This is a genomic window from Pseudomonas fluorescens (genome assembly GCF_900215245.1).
GTDB classification, from domain to species: domain Bacteria; phylum Pseudomonadota; class Gammaproteobacteria; order Pseudomonadales; family Pseudomonadaceae; genus Aquipseudomonas; species Aquipseudomonas fluorescens.
Map to the genome: position 1 here is coordinate 3,938,491 of NZ_LT907842.1, position 17,841 is coordinate 3,956,331.

Consider the following 17,841-nt stretch of genomic DNA (forward strand, 5'->3'; position numbering starts at 1 on the left):
TCGGGAGCATTGGACGCGTCAGAAGACCGGCGACAAGATTATTCGCGCAGCCGGCCTAACCCGCGCTGCGTTTTTCGTGTGTGCCAAATCAGTGCATGCCGGAAACTTGCTTGGAGGGGGAGAACTTTTGCGAAAAGTCCTAGTCTATGTTTGCAAGCCTGATCGTTTAGTTATGCAAGCCTCCTTCAAGTACAACGAGGAGTGTTCATGCTAACCCAGGAAGAGGATCAGCAGCTGGTCGAGCGCGTTCAACGCGGCGACAAGCGCGCATTTGATCTGCTAGTGCTGAAATACCAGCACAAAATTCTCGGGTTGATCGTGCGGTTTGTGCACGACACCCATGAAGCGCAGGACGTTGCACAGGAAGCCTTTATCAAGGCGTACCGTGCACTTGGCAATTTCCGCGGTGATAGTGCGTTTTACACGTGGCTATACCGTATCGCCATCAACACGGCGAAGAACTATCTGGTGTCTCGCGGCCGCCGCCCACCGGATAGCGATGTAAGTTCAGAAGATGCAGAATTTTACGATGGTGATCACGGCCTCAAAGATCTCGAGTCGCCGGAGCGTGCATTGCTGCGCGACGAGATCGAAGGAACCGTTCATCGCACAATTCAGCAACTGCCAGAAGATTTGCGTACGGCGTTAACTTTACGTGAATTCGATGGTCTCAGTTACGAAGACATTGCGAGCGTCATGCAGTGTCCGGTGGGGACTGTAAGGTCACGGATTTTCCGGGCCCGGGAAGCCATCGACAAAGCCTTGCAACCGTTGTTGCAGGAAAACTAAAGACAGCGGCGACAGCCAAGAGAGGAACCGCCATGAGTCGTGATGCCCTGCAGGAATCGCTGTCCGCAGTGATGGATAACGAAGCGGATGAACTGGAACTTCGTCGAGTGCTCAATGCATTTGATGATGCCGAAACCCGTGATACCTGGTCTCGTTACCAAGTCGCTCGGGCGGTGATGCACAAGGATCTTCTAATCCCTCGTCTGGATATTGCTGCGGCCGTTTCTGCCGCGCTGGCTGATGAAGCCGTTCCGGCAAAAGCTGCTCGTGGCCCTTGGCGTAGCCTGGGTCGCCTGGCAGTAGCTGCCTCGGTAACTGTTGCCGTGTTGGCCGGTGTTCGCCTGTACAACCAGGACGAAATCGCCGGTGCCGAACTGGCCCAACAGACTCAGCAACCGGTCATGGCCGGTCCGCAAGTCAAAGGCCCAGCGGTACTGGCCGGCTACAAGGAAAGCGCTGATACCACTGGTCCCATGGCCAATGGTGTACTTCAGGGGCAATCCGGCTGGCAGGACCAGCGTCTTTCAGGCTACCTGCGCCAACACGCACAGGAATCGGCACTGAAAGGCACTGAAAGCGCTCTGCCATACGCTCGTGCAGCCAGCCTGGAAAACCGCTAAACCGCTAAGGGGCCCTATGCGCGCCATACCGCTCCTTACGCTTTTGCTCAGTGGTTGTTTTGCACTATCCGCCCATGCCGACGAAGCCCAAGACTGGCTGACTCGACTTGGGCGTGCAGAGCAGCAGCAAAGCTTTGCAGGTACGTTCATCTACGAGCGTAACGGCAGTTTTTCTACCCATGACATCTGGCATCGTGTCCAGGACGGTCAAGTACGTGAGCGGCTGTTGCAGCTCGACGGTTCTGCCCAGGAACTGGTGCGGGTAAATGGAAAAACTCAATGTGTCAGTGGCACACTGGTCGCCGGCCTGGGCAATTCGCCTGACGCGCCTTCGCGCGCACTCGACCCGCTAAAACTCACTCAATTCTACGAACTGGCCGTCATTGGCAAATCCCGTGTGGCTGGTCGTAATGCAGTGATTGTGTCGATTACTCCACGCGATCAATACCGGTATGGCTTCGAGTTGCACCTGGATCGTGAAACCGCGTTGCCGCTGAAATCGTTGTTGCTCAATGATCAAGGCCAGTTGCTGGAGCGCTTTCAGTTCACGCGTCTGAATACGTCGGCAGCACTGACGGATCGCGATTTACAGCCCAGCGGCGAATGCACGCCTGTAGCGGTTTCGAACAGCAAAGCGCCCGAAGTGCCCGCCACTCAGGCATGGCACCTGGACTGGTTGCCCCCTGGTTTCCAGCTCACCAACAGCATCTCGCGAAAAGACACCCAGACCAAAGCCACCGTTGACAGCCTGATGTATGACGACGGGCTGGCGCGCTTTTCCGTGTTTCTTGAATCGACCGAGGGTGCGAGTGTGAGCGAAACACGCACCCAGCTCGGTCCGACGGTTGCCGTGTCTCGCCGCCTGAACACCGTCGATGGCGAAGTCATGGTGACGGTTGTCGGCGAAATCCCTATCGGCACCGCTGAGCGTATCGCGCTGTCGGTGCGCGGCGAAAAGACCGCCGCCAAGCCGTGAGTCGTTAATCCTATGTTCATCCTGGTCTTTCAATGTGAGCCTATGCTTGGTTGGGAGCGATGAGTATGAAATCTCTGGATCATTATTTTCACTTGCAAAAAATCCACATGTTTTTTATAGGTCAGGGCCTGTAGGTCCTGACCTTATTTTGTTCGCGGAACAAGGAAGCCGATCGCAGTTTCCGGCGTTTCTTGAACCCTGTCGCTCAACCCTGCTCGTCGTAACGGGAGCTGTATGTCGATACCACGTTTGAAGTCTTACCTATCCATAATCGCCACGGTGCTGGTGCTGGGTCAGGCGGTGTCCGCGCAAGCGGCCGAGCTGCCTGACTTCACCCAACTGGTGGAGCAGGCATCGCCTGCCGTGGTGAACATCAGCACCACGCAGAAACTGCCGGAGCGCAAAGTCTCGAACCAGCAGATGCCGGACCTGGAAGGCTTGCCGCCAATGCTGCGCGAGTTCTTCGAGCGCGGCATGCCGCAACAGCGCTCCCCGCGTGGTGGCGGTGGCGGTGGTCAGCGTGAAGCTCAGTCCCTGGGCTCGGGTTTTATCATTTCGCCTGATGGCTACATCCTCACCAACAACCATGTGATTGCTGACGCTGACGAGATCCTCGTCCGCCTGGCTGATCGCAGTGAGCTGAAAGCCAAGCTGGTCGGGACTGACCCGCGCTCTGACGTGGCCTTGCTGAAAATCGACGGTAAAGACCTGCCGGTGCTGAAACTGGGCAAATCCCAGGACCTGAAAGCCGGGCAGTGGGTGGTCGCTATCGGCTCTCCGTTTGGCTTCGACCATACCGTTACCCAAGGCATTGTCAGTGCCATCGGTCGTAGCTTGCCGAACGAAAACTACGTGCCGTTCATCCAGACCGACGTGCCGATCAACCCGGGTAATTCCGGTGGCCCGCTGTTCAACCTGGCGGGCGAAGTGGTCGGGATCAACTCGCAGATCTACACCCGCTCCGGTGGGTTCATGGGCGTTTCCTTTGCCATTCCTATCGACGTGGCCATGGACGTCTCCAACCAGCTCAAAGCCGGTGGCAAGGTCAGCCGTGGCTGGTTGGGCGTCGTCATCCAGGAAGTGAACAAAGACTTGGCTGAATCGTTCGGCCTCGACAAACCGGCCGGTGCGCTGGTCGCGCAAATCCAGGACGACGGCCCGGCTGCCAAAGGCGGTCTGCAAGTGGGCGACGTGATCCTGAGCATGAATGGTCAGCCGATCATCATGTCAGCCGACCTGCCGCATCTGGTGGGTGCCCTTAAAGCCGGCAGCAAAGCCAAGCTGGAAGTGATTCGTGACGGCAAGCGCCAGACCGTTGAGCTGACCGTTGGCGCGATTCCGGAAGAGGGCGCAACGCTGGATGCTCTGGGCAACGCCAAACCGGGCGCCGAGCGCAGCAGTAATCGCTTGGGCATTGCCGTGGTTGAGCTGAGCGAGGAGCAGAAGAAGAGCTTCGACCTCAAGAGCGGTGTTGTGATCAAGGAAGTTCAGGACGGCCCAGCTGCCTTGATCGGCCTGCAGCCGGGTGACGTGATTACCCACCTGAACAACCAGGCAATCAACTCCACCAAGGAATTCACCGACATCGCCAAGGCGTTGCCGAAGAATCGCTCGGTGTCGATGCGCGTGCTGCGTCAGGGGCGTGCAAGCTTCATCACGTTCAAGCTGGCCGAGTAACCCGCTAGCCTGCAACCCCATAAAAAGCCCCGCCTTCGGTTAACGAAGGCGGGGCTTTTTTGTGGCTGATGGGTTTAGCTCATCATCCCTTTTACCAGGCGTTCCTGTTCGATCAACTCACGCTGGCGGGCATCTATTCGCGAGGACAGCGGGAAGTTGCTGCCGGCGCGGCGCTTGGCGAAGTCCAGCTGTTGAATGGCCTGCTTGAAGTCACCGACCAAGGCAAAGTACTCGGCGCGGGCCTGATGCAGGCCGATGATGTTGCCGGACAGGCCACGTGTCTCGGCAACCTGGTACCACACATCCGGATCATCCGGACGCGATTTGAGTAGCCCGTCCAAGGCCTTTTCCGCATCGGCGATACGGTTCTGCTTGATCAGCAAGTCCACCCGCACCTGATTCAGCGGGTAGTTGCCGGGGTACTGGGTGATCATCCGATCAGTGCGTTGCTGGGCGTCGGGCAAGCGGCTATTGGCCATGTCCAACTCGATCTGTGCCAGGTTGTAGGTGATGTCGTTGGGCGCCTTGGCCAACAATGGCTGCAAGTTTTCCCGTGCCTCTTTGTACTGAGTGCCTTTGATCTGGGCGATCGCCAGACCATAACGCGCCACATCGTTTTTCGGGTTCTCGTCCAACTGCGCCTGGAAGCGTTTGGCGGCGAGGCCCGGGGTGTCTTCGTATTGCAACTGCACCCGTGCGCGAATCAGCTGATAGCGCAAACTGTCTTCCTTGCCGCCGGGTTTGGCTTGCTCGGCGCGGTTGCGGGTGTCAGCGATCCGCGATTCGGTTACCGGGTGCGTCAGCAGGAATTCAGGCGGCTTGGCGTCGAAACGGTATTGGCGCATCAGGCGCTCAAACATGGTGGGCATGGAGCGTGGGTCGTAACCGGCTTTTTCCAGGTTGAGAATGCCGATACGGTCAGCCTCCTGCTCGTTCTGTCGCGAGAACCGGCGCTGCTCCTGGATGGCCGCTGCCTGGCTGCCGGCAATCGCGGCAATCCCCGCATCGCCCGCGCCTGCTGCGGCCGCGATAATCCCGCCGAGCAACGCGGCCATCATCGGCAGTTGCATGCGCGACTGAGCTTCGACGCCCCGGGCAAAGTGGCGTTGGGACAAGTGAGCCAATTCGTGAGCGAGTACCGAGGCGTATTCACCCTCGGTCTGGGCATTGAGGAACAGGCCGCCGTTGACCCCGATAATCCCGCCCGGCGCAGCAAAGGCGTTGAGTTGCGGGCTGTTGATCAGGATGAACTCCAGGCGTCGGTCGTTGACCTGGCTGGTTTCCACCAGCTTGTACACGCTGGTTTCGACGTAATCCTTGAGTTGTGGATCATTGAGCTGCGAGACCTGGCCCCGCAGGTAAGCCAGCCAGGCACGGCCCAGTTGGTATTCCTGTTGCGGAGAGACAATGGCAGAACTGGCGTCGCCAAGTGACGGCAGGTCGTCAGCGAAGCCCGGAGAGGCCAGCAGGCAGGCCAGCGTCAGCAGGGTAGGGCGCAAAAAAGTCATGCACAGAGCCTTTCGACAAAGAGCTTACTGTAGCCGGACACTGAGCTTCGGACCAGATATTCTAAGCACCCCAATCGCTTGTCCGGAGTAAACCATGACCGACGCTGTCGCCTTTGATGCCGAACTCGATGCCAGTGGCCTCAATTGCCCGTTGCCTTTGCTCAAGGCCAAGTTGGAACTCAATCAATTGGCCAGCGGTGCCGTGCTTAAGGTCATCGCCACGGACGCTGGCTCCCAGCGCGATTTCCGGACCTTCGCCAAGTTGGCCGGGCATACTTTAGTGCACGAAGAAGACGCCGCCGGTGTGTACCGTTACTGGTTGCGCAAGGCCTGAGCCGTTTGCCCCCATCATCCGAGGTTGATTGATGTTCAAAGTGTTACGAGACTGGATTCAGCGCTACTTCTCCGACGAAGAAGCCGTGGTGCTGGCGGTCCTGCTGTTCCTGGCCTTTACGGCCGTGCTCACCTTGGGCGGGATGCTGGCGCCAGTGCTGGCCGGGATGGTGCTGGCTTACCTGATGCAGGGCCTGGTCACCACCCTGGAGCGTCTGCGCTTGCCGGGTGGCGTTGCGGTGGGCCTGGTGTTCGCCTTGTTCATGGGGTTGCTGGTGGTGTTTATCGTGGTGGTGTTGCCATTGCTCTGGCATCAGTTGATCACCCTGTTCAACGAATTGCCGGGGATGCTCGCCAAGTGGCAGTCACTGTTGCTGTTGTTGCCGGAACGCTACCCGCACCTGGTGTCGGATGAACAAGTGCTGCAAGCCATTGAAGTGGCGCGTGGCGAGATCGGAAAATTCGGGCAATGGGCGCTGACGTTTTCCCTGTCCAGCCTGCCGCTGCTGGTCAACATCATGATCTACCTGGTGCTGGTGCCGATCCTGGTGTTTTTCTTCCTCAAGGACCGCGCGATAATCGGCCGCTGGGTCAGCGGTTACCTGCCGCGTGAACGCGCGCTCATTACCCGCGTGGCCGAAGAGATGAACCGGCAGATCGCCAACTACATTCGCGGCAAAGTGATCGAGATTGTGATCTGTGGGGGCGTCACCTACATCGCATTTGTTGCGCTTGGGCTGAACTACGCGGCGCTGTTGGCGTTGCTGGTAGGCGTGTCGGTGGTGGTGCCGTATGTCGGCGCGGTGGTGGTGACGGTACCGGTGATGTTGATCGCATTGTTCCAGTGGGGCTGGAGTGACCAGTTCATCTACCTGATGGCGGTGTACGGCATTATTCAGACCCTGGATGGCAACGTACTGGTGCCGCTGCTGTTTTCCGAGGCCGTCAACCTGCACCCGGTGGCGATTATCTGTGCGGTGTTGTTGTTCGGTGGGTTGTGGGGATTCTGGGGCGTATTCTTCGCGATTCCCCTGGCGACGTTGTTCAAAGCCGTGCTGGATGCCTGGCCGCGAAAAGAGCCGGTGGTTGCGCCTTTGTTGTAACGCGTGGGGCGAACAGCCAGTGTTCGCCCCTCACGCATCAAGCCTTTTCCAGCGCCTGCGCAGCCGCCAACACGGCGTCCACATGGCCCGGCACCTTTACACCGCGCCATTCCTGACGCAGCACGCCAGCCTTGTCGATCAGGAACGTGCTGCGATCAACACCCAGGTATTCCTTGCCATACAGCTTCTTCAGCTTGATCACATCAAACAGCTGGCAAACCGCTTCGTCCTTGTCGCTGATCAGCTCAAAGGGAAATTCCTGCTTGCTCTTGAAGTTCTCGTGGGACTTCACGCTGTCACGCGAGACGCCAAACACTTCGGTGTTGGCGGCCTTGAACGCCGCGTACTGGTCGCGGAAACCCTGGCCTTCAGTGGTGCAGCCCGGGGTGCTGTCCTTCGGGTAGAAGTAAATCACCACCTGCTTGCCGTTGAGTGCAGCGAGGCTGAAGGTCTGGCCGCTGGTGGCCTGGGCTTCGAAATCGGCCACGGGTTTGTCGATGGCTACCGGCATGAGTTCTTCCTTACATTGGGTTTTGTGGGCGCCACGGCTCGATCAGCGCATCGAGGTTCAGGGCATCGGCGAAATCCAGGAACTGGTCGCGCAGCCAGCTGATCTGCACGCCGGCCGGCAAGGTCACGGTGAACGTTGCGTTGAGCATGGTGCCGCCGGTTTGTGGCGCCTGGTAGGTGTCGCAGGTCAGGTTTTCCAGCTCGACGTTATGGTCGATAAAGAACTGGCACAGCTCGTTGACGATGTCCGAGCGGTAGGCCGAGCTGACGTACGCTACATAAGGCAGGGCTTGTGGGCGGTTTTCCAGCGCAGCACTGCGCACCACGTTGACGGTGAAGTCGTGCTTCTTGGCCAGGCCCGGCAGGCCGGTTTCCAGACGCGCCAGGGCGTCCCAGGTGCCGGAAATCTGCAGCACCAGCGCACTGCACTCGCCATGGCGGGTCAGGCGCGAGGTCACAACGGCGCAGCGGTTTTCATGGCTGGCGCGGCACAGGACGTTGGTCAGCTCCATGGGGTTGGCGCCGAGGGCACTGATAACAAGGAATTGTTCGCGAACTGTGGGGGTGGACATGCAGCCTTCCTAAAACGATGAGCGGTCGATACGGTGAGGGCTGTATCGATCAAAGCATGAAGGGTAGCGAAAAGCGTCGCCAAGGGATAGGAGGTGGCGTTTTCATTGCGTGATCGGTCTGATTTCAGCGTGCTTCACGCAACGCTTTGGCTCAATGATGGCATTGCCCGTCGTTTAGTTGATCCAGAACGCATCCTCAGGCGGTACTTCGCTTGTACAAGCATCTTGGCGCCAGTACCATTACGGCTCTCTTTTTCCGGCAGGAGCGGTTGCATGATTGCGGGCAGTATGGTGGCACTGGTCACACCCATGGATGCACAAGGTCATCTCGACTGGGATAGCCTGGGCAAACTGGTGGACTTCCACCTGCAAGAGGGCACCAACGCCATTGTGGCGGTCGGCACCACAGGTGAATCGGCCACCCTTGATGTGGAAGAACACATTCAGGTGATCGAGTTCGTGGTCAAGCGCGTCGCGGGTCGTATCGCCGTGATCGCCGGTACGGGCGCCAACTCGACGCGTGAAGCGATCGAGCTGACCAAGAACGCCAAGAAAGCCGGCGCCGATGCTTGCCTGCTGGTGACCCCGTACTACAACAAGCCGACCCAGGAAGGCCTGTACCAGCACTTTCGCGCCATTGCCGAAGCCGTTGATATCCCGCAGATCCTCTACAACGTGCCCGGCCGTACTGCCTGTGACATGAAGGCCGAGACCGTGATCCGCCTGTCCACCGTACCGAACATCATCGGTATCAAGGAAGCCACCGGCGACCTGCAGCGCGCCAAGGACATCCTGGCTGGCGTAAGCAGCGACTTCCTGGTGTATTCCGGTGACGACGCCACGGCGGTCGAACTGATCCTGCTGGGTGGCAAAGGCAACATCTCGGTGACCGCCAATGTTGCCCCGCGTGCCATGAGCGACATGTGCGCCGCGGCCATCGCCGGTGATGCTGTCAAGGCGCGTGCGATCCACGAGAAGCTGATGCCGCTCAACAAAACACTCTTTATCGAATCCAACCCTATTCCCGTGAAATGGGCGCTGTTTGAAATGGGCTTGATGCCGGACGGTATCCGTCTGCCGCTCACCCGGCTCAGCGAAGCCTGTCACGAACCGCTGCGACAGGCCCTGCGCCAGTCCGGCGTCCTGGTTTAATTGAGGAAGCACTACGCATGAAGCGATTGGCCGGACTTTCCGCACTTGCCTTGATTATCTCCAGCACCAGCGGCTGCGGTTGGATTTGGGGCCCGGATGGTTACTTCCGTGACCGCGGTAGCGATTACCTGGAAGCACAAGCAACCAAACCGATGCAACTGCCGCCTGACGTCAATGTCGCCAAGCGCCTTGACCCGTTGCTGCCGATCCCGCGCAACGTCGCTGACGACACCACCAAGGGTGAGTACGTGGTGCCACGTCCACAGCCGATCTCGGCCGTGGCTGACGCCAGTGACTACAGCCTGCAGAAGAGCGGCGACAACCGCTGGATCGTCGCTCAGCGCCCACCTGCCGAAGTCTGGCCGGTGGCGGTGCAGTTTTTCCAGGACAACGGTTTCCGCATTGATCAGCAGCGTCCGCAGACCGGTGAGTTCACCACGGCGTGGCAGCACGGCAGCGAACTGTCCGCCAGCATGGCCAAGCGCCTGCAGGCCGGTGGTGTAGCCGCCGACAGCGAAGCCCGTGTGCGTGTGCGTATCGAGCCCGGCGTGCAACGCAATACCAGTGAAGTCTACGTGGTCAGCGCCGAGCGCCCGGCCGGCAGTACTGCCAACGTCGATTTCACCCCGCGTTCGGTCAACATGGGCGTTGACGCCGCGCTGGTCGACGAGATGCTGGCCAGCATGAGCCGTATCTCCGAGAAGGGCGGTTCGGTCTCCCTGCTCGCCGCCGGTAACTTTGACACGCCCAACCGCGTCAGCCTCACCGAAGACGGCAGCGGCAACGTGGTGCTGACCCTGGGTGAAGACCTCGACCGCGCCTGGGCCAGTGTTGGCCGTGCGTTGGAGCAAGGTCCTTGGCGCGTTGAAGACATCAACCGCAGCCTGGGCCTGTACTACATCAACGTGGCTGAAAAGGCCGAGAAGAAAGACGACGAGCCAGGCTTCTTCGGCAAGTTGTTCGGCAGCAAGCCGACCAAGGAAGAGATCGAGACCCGCGCCGAGCGTTACCAGGTTCGCCTGAGCAAGGTTGGCGAGAGCGTGCAAGTCACTGTCGAGAAGAACATCAACACCGTTGCGCCTGCTGAAACAGCACGCAAAGTGTTGGGCGTGATTCAGGACAACCTGGGCTGATCCGATGCGCTTTGCCGTTCTCGGCAGCGGTAGCCAAGGGAACGGCACGCTGGTCGCTCATGACGACACGTACGTGCTGGTGGATTGTGGTTTCTCCCTGCGGGAATCCGAGCGGCGCCTGCTGCGCCTGGGGGTAAACCCCGCGCAGCTGAGCGCGATTCTGGTGACCCACGAACATGCCGACCACGTGCATGGCGTGGGTTTGCTGTCTCGGCGCTACAATCTTCCGGTGTACCTGAGTCGCGGCACCTTGCGCGGGATGCGCAAACCCATAGAACCTGCAGGTTTCCTGGCCGGTGGCGAGACGCTGCAGATTGGTGCGTTGAGCATCAGTGTGATTGCCGTAGCGCATGACGCCCAGGAGCCGACGCAGTATGTATTCAGTGACGGTGAGCGGCGTTTCGGCGTGCTCACCGACCTGGGTTCCTACTGCTCAAAGGTACTGGACGGTTACCGTGACCTGGATGCATTGATGATCGAGTCCAACCACTGCCGAGACCTGCTGGCACGTGGTCATTACCCGTACTTTCTCAAGCAACGGGTGGGCGGCGAGCTGGGACATTTGAACAACCACCAGGCGGCGTACCTGGTGTATGAGTTGGGCTGGCAAGACTTGCAACACCTGGTCCTGGCCCACCTGAGCAGCAAGAACAACCTGCCGCAGCTGGCCCGGCAATGTTTTGTCGACACCCTCGGGTGCGACCCGGACTGGCTGCAACTGGCCGATCAAGATTCAGGGCTCGACTGGCGACACATCGCCTAGCCCACCATTTAGCAAGCGGAGCCCATCATGGAAAAACGTGAAGAACTCTACCGCGGCAAAGCCAAGTCGGTGTACAAGACCGACGACGCCAACCGCCTGATCCTGCTGTTTCGTAACGACACCTCGGCGTTCGACGGCAAGCGCATCGAACAACTTGATCGCAAAGGCATGGTGAACAACAAGTTCAACGCCTTCATCATGCAGAAACTCGAAGCGGCCGGCATTCCGACCCAATTCGACAAACTGCTGGGCGACAACGAGTGCCTGGTGAAGAAGCTGGACATGATCCCGGTCGAATGCGTCGTGCGTAACTACGCCGCCGGCAGCCTGGTCAAGCGCCTGGGCGTAGAGGAGGGCCTCAAGCTCAACCCTTACACCTTCGAGCTGTTCCTGAAGGACGACGCCAAGGGCGACCCGTTCATCAACGAATCCCACGTCGTGGCATTCGGTTGGGGCACCGCTGAGCAACTGGCGCGCATGAAGGAGTTGTCCCTCAAGGTCAACGACGTGCTGAGCAAGCTGTTCGACGACGCGGGTCTGCTGCTGGTCGACTTCAAACTGGAATTCGGTGTGTTCCACGACGGCTCCATCGTCCTGGGCGACGAATTCAGCCCGGACGGCTGCCGTCTGTGGGACAAGGACACCAAGAAGAAGATGGACAAAGACCGCTTCCGCCAGGGCCTCGGTGACGTTATCGAAGCCTACGAAGAAGTCGCCAAGCGCCTCGGCGTTCCGCTTTAATCGACGCAAGCATCTGATAGAACGGAAAAAAATCGCTTTTGGGGTTTGCTTCCGCGAAACACACTGTTATGATGCGCGCCGTTGGAGAGATGCCAGAGTGGCCGAATGGGACGGATTCGAAATCCGTTGTACCTTCACCGGTACCTAGGGTTCGAATCCCTATCTCTCCGCCATATTTAAAGGCTCCGAGCGCTTAACAGCCTCGGGGCCTTTTTGCATTTGGTTGTAGATTGGGGGAAATTTGGGGGATTGGCTCTCCTTGCGATTCCCCCAAGCCCACTTCAATATCCGTAAATGGCCTATTACGAGAAGCGCGGTGACGCCTGGCGAGCCCAGATCCGTCGCAAAGGATACCCGACACTTTCAGCAACCTTCGACACTAAGGCAGAAGCCCAGAGATGGGCAGCCGAAATCGAGGGTGATATGTCACGTTCGCGATTCGTTGACACGCGGGAAGCGGAGAGCACAACGCTCACCGAAGCCATGACGCGGTACGTCAACGAGGTGAGCGAGGCGAAGAAAGGATCGGCCCAGGAGAAGGTGCGCGCCAAGAAGTGGCAATCGTCGGAGTGGGGGAATAAGTCCCTGGCCGCGATCCGCTCCAGCGATATGGCTGCGTACCGCGATGCCGAGCTGAAGTCCGGTAAGTCCACGGCTACCGTCCGGCTGAACCTGGCGCTGATCAGCCACCTATATACAGTCGCGTCAAAGGACTGGGGGATTCAGGGCCTGAAGAACCCGTGTACCGCCATCCGCATGCCGAAGGGCAGCAAGCAGCGGGAGCGCCGGCCGACCACCGCCGAACTCAAGGCACTTTATAAGCACGCAGGCGAGATCAATGCTGAGCTGCCAGTAATCGTAGAGCTGGCCGTGGAGACGGCAATGCGCCGGTCTGAGCTGGTCATGCTGCGAAAGGATCAAGTTCGGGGGAGAGTTGCATTCCTCGAAGACACGAAGAACGGCGAGCGCCGATCCGTTCCGCTGTCAAAGCGGGCGGTGGAACTCTTGGATGGATTGCCGACGCCGATTGACGGCGGCAGGTTCTTTCATTTGAAGCTGGACAGCGTGAGCAACTACTTCGCCCTGGCGTGTGAGGCAGCGAAGATCAAAGACCTCCGCCTTCACGATATGCGCCATGAGGCAACCAGCCGGATGTTCGAGCGCGGGTTGGCGATGATGGAGGTGGCATCCATCACCGGGCACCGCACCCTTTCGGTATTGCGCCGCTACACGCACCTTTGCCCGAACGATCTGGCTGAAAAGCTGGGATAGCCCCAGCATCAGGCCACACCCCGCAAGGTCGGCGGCGGCAACCGCTTCCGGCCGACCTTCGGCGCCTTGTTCTCCCCGTCGCGGCACGCCCGCAGAAACTCCCGCACATCCTCCTTCAGCCAGCAATGCCTAATGCCCATCTTGAAACCCTTGGGCAGCCACGGCACGCCCCGGCGAATTCCTTCCCTGACAGATGCTTCAGTCCGGCCAAGCATCTTGCCCAGGCCGTCCACAAACACAATCTCGGCTTCGTCGGTCATGGCTTCAGTACCTTTATCCAGAGGCGACCAATTTTCAGGACTCGCTCGTATCCATTGCGCTCGCTGAAGGGCGGGCTATACCCATCGCTTACCCAGCGGAAGTGGAGGCCGTAGCCACCACGGATACGGAACCACCAGTACTTCGCATGAAAACCCTTGAAGGCCATCACTCATCCTCCCCAGCTTTGGCGCGGGCATGCCAGCCTTGAGACATGAACCGCGTAGCTGGAATCAGGTACTCGCCAGAAGGGAGAGTGTCGATAGGAAGGCCAACCTTTGCGCAGTAGGCCTCAAACCGCTCCCGCTCCTTCGCCTCGTCGTAGATGGGTTGCGGCGGCGTAGGGGCGGACTTAACCATGGCTCGATATTCAGCGCCAACAATCTGCTCTTGCTGCATGGTCATGCTTCGCGCAATTTTCATTTGATGCTCGGTCGGCTCAACTGGCACCAGCTTGTAACCATTCGGAATATTCATACCACCTCCACAGCCTTGAATTGACCCGGCCGCCAAAGCCTGCTTGGCTCGCCACGGTAGAAGCTTACGTAGCTCCCTCGGATTGATGTCGACTTGCTGACACGGCGCCAGCGTCCGGTGTTGTCTTGGATTCGGTGCGTGGTCATGGTTGAACTCCGGCTGACCTAAGCTGATCCACCATAGCAAGCCAGTCATCGCCATAGGCGCGCTCAAGGCTAGACTCGGCATCATTCGCAATGAACTGGAAGCGTTCAGCATCAGTACGTTGAGCTTCTGCATCAGCCATGAAGCAGCCGTCGCATGGCTCTGACTTGTCCTTGCGAATGGCCTCTATCTCAGCCTTGAGCCTGGCAACCTCTAGGCGCTCGGTTAGGTTCTCGCTAACGAGTCGGCTCCAGTCCTCGACGATCTCTTTAAGGTCTGATCGATCAACTGGTACGTGGCTGCGAACAGGCTCGTGATACAGGTCAAGAGCGGCGTCATGAAGTCGTTTCACAAGTTTCAGTAATTTATCGCTCATAGCGCGTCACCTGGGTTTTCAAGCAGTGCAAGGTTGTCCTTTTTGAGTCGGGCAACTTCTTTACGCAGCGCCTCGTTATCAGCGATCAGGGCCAGGACACCGTCACGTGCAGCGCACATGAATTTTGCGAAGTCGACCTTGCAGGTTTCGACGTACGTATACCCGTCGTATTGTTCGCCATCAATTTCGAAGGGGGCACCATAGACGCAATAGAACCCAGTTGAGCCGCCACCCAGCGATTCCCCAGATGGCCCATTGAAAAATGGTTCGGTATTGCTGTCCCAATCCAGATCAGCCGGGAATTCCTCAGCCAATCGTTTCAGTTCGGTACGGTCGATCATGCCTTCCTCCCCGACTTCCGCGCCCAGCGCTCAGTCGTCACAGTGATAAAATTGCGGATGCCGGTCAGTACCTGGAACATCTCGCCGTCGAATTCGATGAATAGGCCGGATTTCCTGCGCTCCGGTACTCGGTCGATCACGTCGAGCAGTCGGCCTACGCTGCCGTCCTCGCGCTTTTCGTGGATGTCATAGCAGGCCATGGCGAACCACCTCGATGACCTGCAGCATTCCCTTCGCGTAATCGGCCGGCCGCACCTGCGATGCCACTTCAAGATTGCTCGCCATCGTTTCCACCGGCCCGCGCCCGTCAAACATGCACTTGGGCAGATGGGATGCCTGCTCAATCATTTGCGCGGCAAAGCGTTGTCCTTCCCATATTTCGATCTGAGACATAGGGGGTGTCCTTGCCGCTATAGCGGCTGACTTTGAAGGGGGAGGGGTTACAGAGAGGGGTTGAGGCGTTTCAGCCAGTTTGCGTATGCGTTCCAGCCGACACGCTTGCCCTCTTGAAACAGGGTTTCTACGTCGGCTTCTTGGATTCGCTCAGGCAGCACCACCGCTACCGGAGCGGGCGGCTCGGCGTAGAGCGGCGTTAGCTCTACCTCTTCAGGGCGCCAAGGGTCTGAAACTTTAGCGCCGTACTGAAGCTATTTAAGTCCGCTGGCCTTGCACAAATACGCTACTGGCTCGGCCTTGGGTTTGGCTTCCAGCAATGCGCGCAGCTCAAATTCACGTCCGCCGAAATCCAGAAATTCTTCATGATCAACGAGCCACTGAATAAGCTCACGCGGCACGCCGTCAATCGTTTGGGTGGTGGTCATGGCTTGCCCTCAAAGTACGTGAACAACGAAATAAACCATTCCGCATCCGGCAACCACCGAAAGCAGAGCACCGGTAAAACATGCAGCAACTCCGCAAATCTCACGCATAAATCACCTCAGCAAATCAGTTGTGCCAGTGCCAGCAGGCACCAGCAGTAGGCGGGGAGTTGGGCTTTCATGGCTGGTACAGCTTGGCGGTGCAGCTCATCGTGTCCGGATAGCGGTCAGGCTTGCCCATGCGGTGAGCACCGTTCACGACCGGGATACCTGCCTGGCAACCGTCGCACTGATTGCGCTGGCCATCTGCTGGCTTGAGTGCGGCCTGCGTGCGCTCCTTCAGTCGCTGCAAGCCGCAGTGAGTGCGTCCGAAGTCTTTCAGCCAATCACGCAACAACCCCTCAAGCGCATCCGCCCGTTTGCGCAGTTGCAAGCACTCGGAATTCTTATTGAGGTAGTAGCCGCCCGCACGATCAAGTTCCTCATCCGCTGCGGTCAGCAGGGCTTGCAGGGCGTCGACACGTTTGCGCAGGTCAATCGCGTTTTGTGCGTAGGCCTCTTTGTCGCTGTTGACGCTTGCCAGATCTTCGTGCAATGCCGCAGTGCTGTATGCGTCCGCTTCGTTGCCAGAAAAGCTGAGTACCCGCTGAGCTTCGTCCAGTTCTTCCCGCAACGCAGCCTCACGCCCCAGCGCCGCGTCACGCTCGGCGGTTACCCGGTCTAAGGCCCAAGCCTGAACCACTTCTGTGTCATCGTGGTGCCAGCCTTCCTGAACAAGCATGCGTGACTCAACCCAATACCGTTTCACTTCACTCATGACCCACCTCCAAATAATCAGAAATCACAACCGCCTGCCTCTGTAGGCAACCGGCATAAACACAAAATTGCCTCGGCCATCTTGAATGGCCGTTCACTCAGCATTGGTCAGTCGAGCCATTAGCTCGCTGAATCGGTATTGGCGGATCATGGGGTTCTCCAGGCGCCTTATTCGTCGTGGCAGATGCGCAGCGATTCGCGGGCGTAGGCGAGCTATCTCTTTCCGTGATTTTCGTGGAAGCCGTACTTCTTCTCAGCTGCAAGCCTTGCCTGCTTTGCAAAGAATTTCAGTCCGTAGCTGCCGATGCGGATTAGCTTTCCGCCGGATCGGATAGATGCAACCCACTCACTAGTACTTCTGTCGTAGTGAACGCCAGATGCGCCGCTTCTGTTGTTAGAAAATATTTTTTTATTGCGGGAATTTTCTGCTGAAGAAACTCTTCGTAGGTTCGACCATGCGTTGTTTGTGCGGCATCCATCTATATGGTCTATTTCAGATGCAGGGTGGTCCCCATCCATGTATAGAAACGCAAGGCGGTGGAGCAAGTAACGCTTACTTAAAAGCCAGACCTCGAGGTAGCCATTGGTGTTAGTTCGTCCTGCGATGTCTCCTACAGCTGAGCGCGGAGGTGGGATTAACCAATTAAATATCCCGGTATCAGGGTCGTATTCCAGTCGTTCCTTCAGGATATCCTGGCCCACAAGATCAATTGATTCTCGAAATTTTCCGCTCATTGCGATCCTCCAGCTGTTCTGGGTCGATAATTTCGTCGCCGCCGTCTTTTCGAATCATCAGCAGGCTTTGCATCCGGAAATCTCGCAACACAGATTTGCTCAAGCAGGTTTCGTGTCGCGGCGGCGCGAGGAACTTCGCTGATCCCGCTGGGCCAAGGCCATGCAGATGGTGAATCATCAGCGTCATTGCCTCTCCCTGTTCCTCGATGCCGTGCCAGGCCATCAGGTCAGCCAAGGCTTGGCGGGTGCCGGCCATGGTGTGAAGTCGCAACTCTTCCTCGCCGCGAGTCTTTCGCCTCGCCGCAGTCTTTGCAGATCGTTCTTTCGGTTGGGCTGCCATGATCAGGCCTGCTTGGGTGATTTCGCGAAGAAGGCAGGCGCTGGGCCTTTGGTGCGATTGTCGATATTGATGTCATTAATCTCGGCGATCTCTCGAAGCTCGGCACGGGTGATACTCAGGGCAGAACAAATCTCTGCCTGGTGGGCGCCTAAATCAGCCAGCGCCTGGACCTGAGTGACCAATGAGGCCCTGGCTTTTCGTCGAGACTCCATCGTCTTGGCGGTGCAGGTTGAGAACTCGAAGCCATGCTCTGCCGCGATCCGATTAATTGAGCGTGTTGACCTTCCGAGAGCCTTTGAGGCGGCAAGAATTCCGGCATCGACGTACTGGGGTAGGGCTGCTGCTACTTCCGGCTCAGCAGCCTTGTGGGCGTCCCATCTCATGATC

At 58.3% G+C, this 17,841-nt stretch carries 25 protein-coding genes and 1 tRNA gene; 12 read left to right on the forward strand and 14 right to left on the reverse strand.

Translation table 11 applies throughout. The annotated features are described in order from the left end of the window. Window positions 1–207 precede the first annotated feature (207 nt). The 4 genes from rpoE (at window position 208) to CPH89_RS18295 (ending at window position 4,062) form a co-directional block, all read left to right on the forward strand. Complete coding sequence (gene rpoE, locus CPH89_RS18280; RefSeq protein ID WP_003172477.1) at window positions 208–789, forward strand: RNA polymerase sigma factor RpoE/AlgU; 582 nt, start codon at window positions 208–210, stop codon at window positions 787–789. A 32-nt stretch (window positions 790–821) separates the two neighbouring features. Beyond that, window positions 822–1,409 carry a sigma-E factor negative regulatory protein gene (locus CPH89_RS18285; protein ID WP_053254896.1) on the forward strand — a complete coding sequence of 196 codons (588 nt, stop codon included), beginning with the start codon at window positions 822–824 and terminating at the stop codon, window positions 1,407–1,409. 16 nt (window positions 1,410–1,425) lie between these two features. Next, window positions 1,426–2,385 (forward strand): MucB/RseB C-terminal domain-containing protein, encoded by a 960-nt coding sequence (locus CPH89_RS18290; RefSeq protein ID WP_053254897.1) that lies wholly within the window; start codon window positions 1,426–1,428, stop codon window positions 2,383–2,385. Between the two features lie 234 nt (window positions 2,386–2,619). Beyond that, a complete protein-coding gene (locus CPH89_RS18295; RefSeq protein WP_053254898.1) occupies window positions 2,620–4,062 on the forward strand; it encodes a DegQ family serine endoprotease in 1,443 nt (480 codons plus the stop codon). 74 nt (window positions 4,063–4,136) lie between these two features. Here CPH89_RS18295 and CPH89_RS18300 read toward each other — a convergent pair whose 3' ends face one another. Continuing rightward, window positions 4,137–5,570 carry a M48 family metalloprotease gene (locus tag CPH89_RS18300; protein ID WP_053254899.1) on the reverse strand — a complete coding sequence of 478 codons (1,434 nt, stop codon included), beginning with the start codon at window positions 5,568–5,570 and terminating at the stop codon, window positions 4,137–4,139. 94 nt (window positions 5,571–5,664) lie between these two features. On the opposite strand from CPH89_RS18300, the gene CPH89_RS18305 reads away from it, so the two are divergent. After that, entirely contained in the window at window positions 5,665–5,904 is a 240-nt protein-coding gene (locus CPH89_RS18305; protein ID WP_053254900.1) for a sulfurtransferase TusA family protein, read from the forward strand. Between the two features lie 31 nt (window positions 5,905–5,935). Further along, complete coding sequence (locus CPH89_RS18310) at window positions 5,936–7,006, forward strand: AI-2E family transporter (RefSeq protein WP_053254901.1); 1,071 nt, start codon at window positions 5,936–5,938, stop codon at window positions 7,004–7,006. A 37-nt stretch (window positions 7,007–7,043) separates the two neighbouring features. Here CPH89_RS18310 and CPH89_RS18315 read toward each other — a convergent pair whose 3' ends face one another. Both CPH89_RS18315 and CPH89_RS18320 read right to left on the reverse strand, forming a co-directional pair. Then, entirely contained in the window at window positions 7,044–7,517 is a 474-nt protein-coding gene (locus CPH89_RS18315; RefSeq protein WP_053254902.1) for a peroxiredoxin, read from the reverse strand. Window positions 7,518–7,527: 10 nt separating this feature from the next. After that, window positions 7,528–8,088 (reverse strand): glycine cleavage system transcriptional repressor, encoded by a 561-nt coding sequence (locus tag CPH89_RS18320; protein ID WP_003172487.1) that lies wholly within the window; start codon window positions 8,086–8,088, stop codon window positions 7,528–7,530. Between the two features lie 273 nt (window positions 8,089–8,361). Between CPH89_RS18320 and dapA the strand changes: the two genes are divergently transcribed. The 6 genes from dapA (at window position 8,362) to CPH89_RS18350 (ending at window position 13,149) form a co-directional block, all read left to right on the forward strand. Next, window positions 8,362–9,240, forward strand: coding sequence for a 4-hydroxy-tetrahydrodipicolinate synthase (gene dapA / locus CPH89_RS18325; protein WP_053254903.1), 879 nt, complete (start codon window positions 8,362–8,364; stop codon window positions 9,238–9,240). A 17-nt stretch (window positions 9,241–9,257) separates the two neighbouring features. Next, complete coding sequence (bamC, locus tag CPH89_RS18330) at window positions 9,258–10,373, forward strand: NlpB/DapX family lipoprotein (protein ID WP_053254904.1); 1,116 nt, start codon at window positions 9,258–9,260, stop codon at window positions 10,371–10,373. 4 nt (window positions 10,374–10,377) lie between these two features. After that, window positions 10,378–11,136, forward strand: coding sequence for an MBL fold metallo-hydrolase (locus tag CPH89_RS18335; protein WP_053254905.1), 759 nt, complete (start codon window positions 10,378–10,380; stop codon window positions 11,134–11,136). 27 nt (window positions 11,137–11,163) lie between these two features. After that, a complete protein-coding gene (gene purC, locus CPH89_RS18340) occupies window positions 11,164–11,877 on the forward strand; it encodes a phosphoribosylaminoimidazolesuccinocarboxamide synthase (RefSeq protein WP_027604309.1) in 714 nt (237 codons plus the stop codon). 83 nt (window positions 11,878–11,960) lie between these two features. Then, window positions 11,961–12,050: transfer RNA gene (locus CPH89_RS18345), tRNA-Ser, on the forward strand. Between the two features lie 121 nt (window positions 12,051–12,171). Beyond that, entirely contained in the window at window positions 12,172–13,149 is a 978-nt protein-coding gene (locus CPH89_RS18350) for a tyrosine-type recombinase/integrase (RefSeq protein WP_053254906.1), read from the forward strand. 8 nt (window positions 13,150–13,157) lie between these two features. Here CPH89_RS18350 and CPH89_RS18355 read toward each other — a convergent pair whose 3' ends face one another. The 11 genes from CPH89_RS18355 to CPH89_RS18400 all read right to left on the reverse strand — a co-directional run bounded on the left by CPH89_RS18355 (window position 13,158) and on the right by CPH89_RS18400 (window position 17,837). After that, a complete protein-coding gene (locus CPH89_RS18355) occupies window positions 13,158–13,409 on the reverse strand; it encodes a hypothetical protein (protein WP_053254907.1) in 252 nt (83 codons plus the stop codon). 166 nt (window positions 13,410–13,575) lie between these two features. Beyond that, window positions 13,576–13,884 carry a hypothetical protein gene (locus CPH89_RS18360; protein WP_053254908.1) on the reverse strand — a complete coding sequence of 103 codons (309 nt, stop codon included), beginning with the start codon at window positions 13,882–13,884 and terminating at the stop codon, window positions 13,576–13,578. A 142-nt stretch (window positions 13,885–14,026) separates the two neighbouring features. Beyond that, a complete protein-coding gene (locus tag CPH89_RS18365) occupies window positions 14,027–14,404 on the reverse strand; it encodes a hypothetical protein (RefSeq protein ID WP_053254909.1) in 378 nt (125 codons plus the stop codon). Further along, complete coding sequence (locus tag CPH89_RS18370; RefSeq protein WP_053254910.1) at window positions 14,401–14,745, reverse strand: hypothetical protein; 345 nt, start codon at window positions 14,743–14,745, stop codon at window positions 14,401–14,403. Before CPH89_RS18370 ends, CPH89_RS18365 begins: the two co-directional genes overlap by 4 nt. Beyond that, window positions 14,742–14,945: a hypothetical protein gene (locus CPH89_RS18375; RefSeq protein WP_053254911.1), complete on the reverse strand. Its 204-nt coding sequence runs from the start codon at window positions 14,943–14,945 to the stop codon at window positions 14,742–14,744. Before CPH89_RS18375 ends, CPH89_RS18370 begins: the two co-directional genes overlap by 4 nt. Next, window positions 14,932–15,138: a hypothetical protein gene (locus CPH89_RS18380; protein ID WP_053254912.1), complete on the reverse strand. Its 207-nt coding sequence runs from the start codon at window positions 15,136–15,138 to the stop codon at window positions 14,932–14,934. The genes CPH89_RS18375 and CPH89_RS18380 overlap by 14 nt, the downstream gene beginning before the upstream one ends. A 254-nt stretch (window positions 15,139–15,392) precedes the next feature. Beyond that, entirely contained in the window at window positions 15,393–15,566 is a 174-nt protein-coding gene (locus CPH89_RS30180) for a hypothetical protein (RefSeq protein WP_155512280.1), read from the reverse strand. A 175-nt stretch (window positions 15,567–15,741) separates the two neighbouring features. Then, window positions 15,742–16,380 carry a hypothetical protein gene (locus CPH89_RS18385; protein WP_053254913.1) on the reverse strand — a complete coding sequence of 213 codons (639 nt, stop codon included), beginning with the start codon at window positions 16,378–16,380 and terminating at the stop codon, window positions 15,742–15,744. Between the two features lie 212 nt (window positions 16,381–16,592). Beyond that, window positions 16,593–17,114 (reverse strand): HNH endonuclease signature motif containing protein, encoded by a 522-nt coding sequence (locus tag CPH89_RS18390; RefSeq protein WP_081006333.1) that lies wholly within the window; start codon window positions 17,112–17,114, stop codon window positions 16,593–16,595. Further along, a complete protein-coding gene (locus tag CPH89_RS18395) occupies window positions 17,086–17,454 on the reverse strand; it encodes a hypothetical protein (protein WP_053254914.1) in 369 nt (122 codons plus the stop codon). Before CPH89_RS18395 ends, CPH89_RS18390 begins: the two co-directional genes overlap by 29 nt. Window positions 17,455–17,456: 2 nt before the next feature. Then, the gene (locus CPH89_RS18400; RefSeq protein ID WP_053254915.1) at window positions 17,457–17,837 is read right to left on the reverse strand and encodes a hypothetical protein; all 381 of its coding nucleotides are present in this window, start codon (window positions 17,835–17,837) and stop codon (window positions 17,457–17,459) included. Window positions 17,838–17,841 lie beyond the last annotated feature (4 nt).